Origin of the sequence: Polaribacter porphyrae (assembly GCF_002954685.1) — a bacterium.
In the GTDB taxonomy this organism is placed as follows: domain Bacteria; phylum Bacteroidota; class Bacteroidia; order Flavobacteriales; family Flavobacteriaceae; genus Polaribacter; species Polaribacter porphyrae.
In genome coordinates this window covers 262,423-269,067 of sequence record NZ_MSCN01000001.1, presented here as the reverse complement: position 1 = coordinate 269,067, position 6,645 = coordinate 262,423, and the positions used below count along the sequence as shown (strand labels likewise).

At 33.1% G+C, this 6,645-nt stretch carries 1 protein-coding gene; it reads left to right on the top strand.

Going from position 1 to position 6,645, the window contains the following annotated elements:
* Positions 1–6,281, top strand: a 6,281-nt coding sequence (locus BTO18_RS01240) for an SdrD B-like domain-containing protein (protein WP_170063213.1), incomplete at its 5' end; no start/stop codon positions are given.
* Between the last annotated feature and the right edge of the window lie 364 nt (positions 6,282–6,645).

Below are 6,645 nucleotides of genomic sequence, written 5' to 3'. Positions count from 1 at the left end.
TTATTAATGAAGGAGAAACAAAAACTTTAACTGGAAATCCTTCTGGTGGAATATTCACTGTGGTTTCTGGTGGTGGAACTATAAACAATAACATATATACACCTGCAGATATCAATACTGATACAACTGTCGTAATTCGTTATACAATTGCTGCTGATGGTGATTGTGCTGCAACTTCTGATGATGTTACTTTTACTGTAACTCCTGTGTGTGATGTCGTTGCTGATAATACAACATCTTCGGCTTCAATTACTGAAGGACAAACTAAAACATTAACAGGTTCACCTAATGGTGGTACATTCAGCATCGTTTCTGGTGGTGGAGCTATCAACAATAATGTGTATACGCCTGCTGATATCAATACTGATACAACTGTCGTAATTCGTTATACAATCCCTGCTGATGGTGATTGTGTTGCTACTTCAGATGATGTTACTTTTACTGTAACTCCTGTGTGTGATGTCGTTGCTGATAATACAACGTCAACTGCTTCTATTAATGAAGGAGAAACGAAAACTTTAACTGGAAATCCTTCTGGTGGAACATTCACTGTGGTTTCTGGTGGTGGAACTATCAATAATAATGTATACACTCCTGCTGATATCAACACTGATACAACTGTTATAATTCGTTATACAATTGCTGCTGATGGTGATTGTGTTGCTACTTCAGATGATGTTACTTTTACTGTGACTCCTGTGTGTAGTACACCAGTAAATACCATTTCTGGTGATATAATGATAAAAGAGAATAGCTCAAGAACATCTATTTCTCCAATTTCTGTAGACGCTCCAACTGACGATTTAAAATCAGTAAGAATAACTGTTTCAAATGGTACGTTAGATGTAATAATTAGAGTTAGTAACAATAATCCTTTAACAAGAAATGGGGCTGGAGATATAACCTTATCTGGATCTGAAAGAGTTGTTAATGGTTATTTAAGAACTTTAATATATACACCAAATCAAAACTTTACAGGAGTTGATACATTAACGATGACATCTACAAATGGTTGTAATCAAACTGATGTAGACTCTATGAACATAACTGTAATACCTTGTCCTGTTGCAGACAATACAACAGATTCAGCATCAATTATAGAGAATGAAACTAAAACCTTAATAGGTACTCCTACAGGTGGTACATTTAGTATCGTTTCTGGTGGTGGAACAATTAACGGAAATGTTTATACACCTGATAATATCAATACAAATACTGATGTTATAATCAAATATACAATTGCTGCTGACGGTTCTTGTCTTGCAACTTCAGATGATGTAACCTTTACAGTTACTCCAGTTTGTATTGTAGCAAATAATAATACTTCAACTGCAACAATCACAGAAAATGATACAAAAACATTAACAGGTTCTCCTGCTGGAGGTACATTTACAATCGTTTCAGGTGGTGGAACTATCAATAACAATATATATACGCCTGCTGATATAAATACTGACACTACTGTTGTAATTCGATACACAATTGCTGCTGATGGGTCTTGTAGTGCTTCTTCTGATGATGTAACTTTTACTGTAACATCAGTTGGACCAAAAGTAACTCAAGACTTCGAGTCTGGAGATCGTAATATAGATATTGCCAATTGCTGGGGGTTTGGGGGTTTTACAGTCCATAGCAATAGTAAAATTAACGGTAATTTTTCAGCACGTTCTGGAGCAATAAATTCAACAAAAGGGTCTTTCTATTTAAAATCTCCTTGGATTGAATTAGCAAGTGGAAATGTTAGTTTTGATATCAAGTTAAATAACAATGACAATCAAGATTATTATGTAGAGATTTCATTTATTCCTTTTGATCCTACCAATTATAAAGGAGAAGGTACAAAAGTAGGTACATATACACATACTTTACAAACGCCTCTTTCTAGCGTTGAAACAGTTAATTATGCTGTTCCATCAAACATAGCTAATGATGGTAATCCCTATCGAGTTTATCTAACAGTATATAACCAAAATGGAAATCGTAATAGAAGAGCAATTATAGATGATTGGTCTATTTCAGGAGTAAACGTATCAGATAAAAATAGTAATTGTTTTCCTTCTCAACTTGTAGGCTCTATAGGAGATACTGTTTGGTTTGATGCTAATAGCAATGGCGTAAAAGACAATGGAGAAAATGGATTAGAAGGAGCAACAGTAACTTTAGATCCTAATACACCTAATGATACATCAGATGATAAAACTACAACTACAGATGCAAATGGTAATTATATATTTAATAATTTATTTGCTGGGTCTTACACAGTTAGTGTAGATACCTCAACTGTTACAGCTGGTTTACCAAATGGAGTAACAGTGGGTCAATTATCGCAAACATTCGATGCAGATGGTACTGGAACAGCAAATAGTAGTTCTACTAATTTGAATGCAGGTCAAGACAGAACAAATCAAGATTTTGGATATAAGGCTTGTAATGTTGCTGATAACACAACTTCTACTACTTCAATAAACGAAAGCGAAACAAAAACATTAACAGGCTCACCTAATGGCGGTACATTCTCTATCGTTTCTGGTGGTGGAGCTATCAATAACAATATATATACGCCTGCTGATATCAATACTGACACTACTGTTGTAATTCGTTACACAATAGCTGCTGATGGATCTTGTGCTGCAACTTCAGATAATGTAACTTTTACGGTTACTCCAATTATTGATCCCTGTACAGTTGGTGCAACAGTTGGTGTAGTTACAGCAAATGACCCAGATGCAGACGGAATTAACAATGTGTGTGATTTAGATGATGATAATGATGGTATACTTGATACTGAAGAATGTGAAGTAGTAATTGCAGAAACACCTTTTGCAGTTTCAAACGGAAATTCTATGAACTTTACTTTAGATCCAGTTGGTAACGGATTTGTTTTAGACGTTACAAGAATGGATAACAGTTTTAACTTAACTATTAATGGAACCCCTCTTACTACTCAAGAAATTCAATTTCAACAAAATGGAACTTCTACAGGGCAAAATATTCGTTTTAAAGATGGTAGTATTTGGGGACAAGGAGGAATACCTCAAATTTATCAATTTGGAAATTCGGTTAATGAAGAAACTCCTATTGTTAGATTTATTATTGATGAAAATCTTAATGTAAAAATGTATGCAAGTAAAGTAGCCAATGGCCCTTTATTCGAATTAGAACTATTCAATGGAAATAGCTTTAATAACTTTACTTGGAATACCAACTCACCTAACAACTTTATTCTTTCTCAAGAAGTAGCAGGACCAACATATATCAATGGTAGAGTTTATGGAACTGTAATTAACTGTGATATAGATGAAGATGGAATACGTAACAGTGAAGATTTAGATTCTGATGGAGATGGCTGTTTAGATGTTACAGAATCTGGAGGAATTGACACTAATAACGATGGTATTTTAGATGGAACAGGCATTGATACTGATGGCAAAGTTACTGGCGGAAATGGTGGCTATAATGGATTAGATGGAAATGAATGGACCGCTCATAAAATGGCAATAACTACAGCTCCTACAAATCAAACTGTAGATAATGGTCAGCCTGCAACATTTAGCGTAATTGGCTCATCAGAAACTGCAACAAGTTATAATAATGGAAATCCTATATATGATACAGCAGGTAATGCAAATGCAGATATTGTTTATCAATGGTATTTAGGAGATCCTAATAACGGAGGAACTTTATTAACAGATACAGGTATTTATTCTGGTACTTCTAGTGCTAATTTAACCATAAGCGATGCAACAAGTTTAAATGGTAATAAATATTATGTGGTGCTAACACACACCAATAATGTGTGTTTAACAGAATCTGCATCTGCTACACTTACAGTAGAACATGCTTCAATAGGTGATACAGTTTGGTACGATACAAATGGTAATGGAATCATTGATGGTAGTGAGTCAGGATTAGAAGGAGCAACAATAACATTAGACCCAGGTACTCCAGGCAATACAGCAGACGATATAACAACAATTACTGATGCTAATGGAAACTACTTGTTTAACAACTTACCTGATGGTAACTATACTGTTACTGTTAATGTAAGTACAATTACAAGCGGTTTACCAGTTGGAGTAACAGTAGCAGATTTAGCACAGACTTTCGATAATGATGGGCTAGGTACACCAAATACAAGTAATGTTGTTTTAGCTGTAGGAGAAAACAATGTAGCTCAAGATTTTGGTTACAATAGTGGGTTAGGCTCTATTGGAGATACTGTTTGGTACGATACAGATGGAGATGGTATTAAAGACACAGGAGAAAGTGGTTTAGGTGGAGCAACAGTTGTTTTAGATCCAGGTACTCCAAATAATACAGCAGACGATGTAACAACGACTACAGATGTTAATGGTAATTATTTATTTGAAAATTTACCTGCAGGAGATTATACTGTAACTGTACTTTTATCTACTGTAACTTCAGGAATACCAAATGGTAATACTGTAGCAGATTTAGTACAAACTTTTGATGTAGATGGATTAGGAACACCAAGTAAAAGTTACTTAACTTTAGGACAAGGAGAAGCTAATTTAAATCAAGACTTTGCTTATGCAGTTCCTTCTGGTGGAACAACTGGAGGAAACAGTGGTGGAGTTGAGTCAGAAAGTTTAGGAGACGCTATTTCTAAAATTTATGTAGGTAGAAAAAAGAATAGTGTACCAACAGTATTTGTTAAGGATAAATCAAACTTATATAACAAATCTAAATTACAAGCTAAACAACCTTATCAAGGAAAAGGACAAACTATGCTAGATATGTTCCCTACTGAATTAATGGCAGGTAATATCGCAAATGTAACTTCTCCTACAGATATTTTAGACTATACAATAGCAGATGAAGTACTATCTGTAGATTTTTCTCTAAATAATGAAACAAAAGGTGTTGTGCTAGGTATTAAAACATCAGATAAGGTATATAACCATACAAAAGCATCATGTGATCGATTAAGAGGTGCTGAAATATTAAATGTAATGCCTTTAAAAGTAGAAGGGTATAACTTCTTAATGCAAGCTATTAAACAACGTAATGGAGTTATAGAATATGCAGTGTCTTTTGCTGCAGCTAAAAATAACAATGATGTAAACTATAATATCCAAACAAGATGGTATGTTAACAACTATATCAAATATAATGATATGTACAACTTTCAAGTTTGGACAACAAGGCCAGCAGATACCAAAAAATTAGTAGCTGATGTTTTAAAGAATTTACAATCATTTATTCCTGTGCAACAAGCAGATGTACCAGAAGTACCAGAAACGTATGCTTCTAAAATTTATAGAGAAAAAGGTGAGTTAATTGTAAAATTAAGAAGTACAGAAGTTGGTGAAACTGCTGAAATTTCTATGGTAGAGTTGTATTCTGAAACTGCAAATAACATTAAGCACAGACACAATACAATTGCTACAGAAATACAACAAAGCTTTAATTTAAATATAGCAGATGCTTATGAATATGATGCAACAATAGAAGTTAATGGAGAAATAGAAGATGCTTTCTATCATGCAGATGGTAACTGGGGTCTAGATTATGATAAGAGATATACAGAGATAAAAAATTACTTTGTTTGGAATAATTTTGATAGAGAATACAATGATGATGAGTACGAAATCAATAGAGATGTTAAATTAAAAGCAACAAGTGATTACGATTACTTAACGCTATATAAATCATTATTACCAGGAACATTATCAGCAGATTATTCAGAATATAAATACTTATCATTTACAGCCAAAGGTTCTGGATTAATGGAGCTAGGTCTAATAAAATCATCGATAGAAGATTGGAAAGAACAATACAGGGTAATGGTAGATATTAAAGACGAAGAACGTACTTATTACATTCCTTTTGAGATCTTTTCATCAACAGGAAACAAAGGAACAATCACTGCTGATGATTTAACAACGTTGACATTTACATTTTTACCTGTAGAAGCTCAAACTAAAGAGTTAGACTTTGAAATCTCTGATTTGAAGTTTACCAAAACTGCTATAGATGAATATGTAGTAGGTAAAGTAGAGCAGTTTGAGAATGAGTTTATCGCTTATCCAAACCCATCTCAAGGAAATGTAAAGTTACAATTATTTAGTAAAGAAGCTAGTAAAGCAACAATTACCTTAACAGATATTACAGGCAAAGTAATTTACAGAGTACCAGCTGAATTAAGCGTAGGTAAGAATGAATTAGATTTGAACTTTAATGTAAAACCAGGAGTAATGCTATTACAAATAACAAGTGAAAAACATGATTATGGAACAACTAAAATGATATTTAGATAGTAGTTTATAATAAAAGGTAAATAAATTGGGGGATTTATTTAAAAAAACTACATGCCTTGAGGTATTAACTTAAGGCTGTAGTTTTAAAAAATCTTTTGATTAAAAAATATTCAATAACAGGATGAAAATATAGGGGTATATTATCCAAAAATTGAATAGAAGAGCTGACTTTGTCAGCTCTTTATTTTTATAATATTACTTGTGACCTCTATTTATTAATTGTGTCTAACAATTAAGAAACAGGTATAATATCTTCAAATTAAGTCTAAAAAACATCAATTTAACCTATAAATATAGGAGGTTCATCGATTTTTTTTACTCATAAGAGAAATAAAATATTATATTTGTATCTCTTTAGTTATTA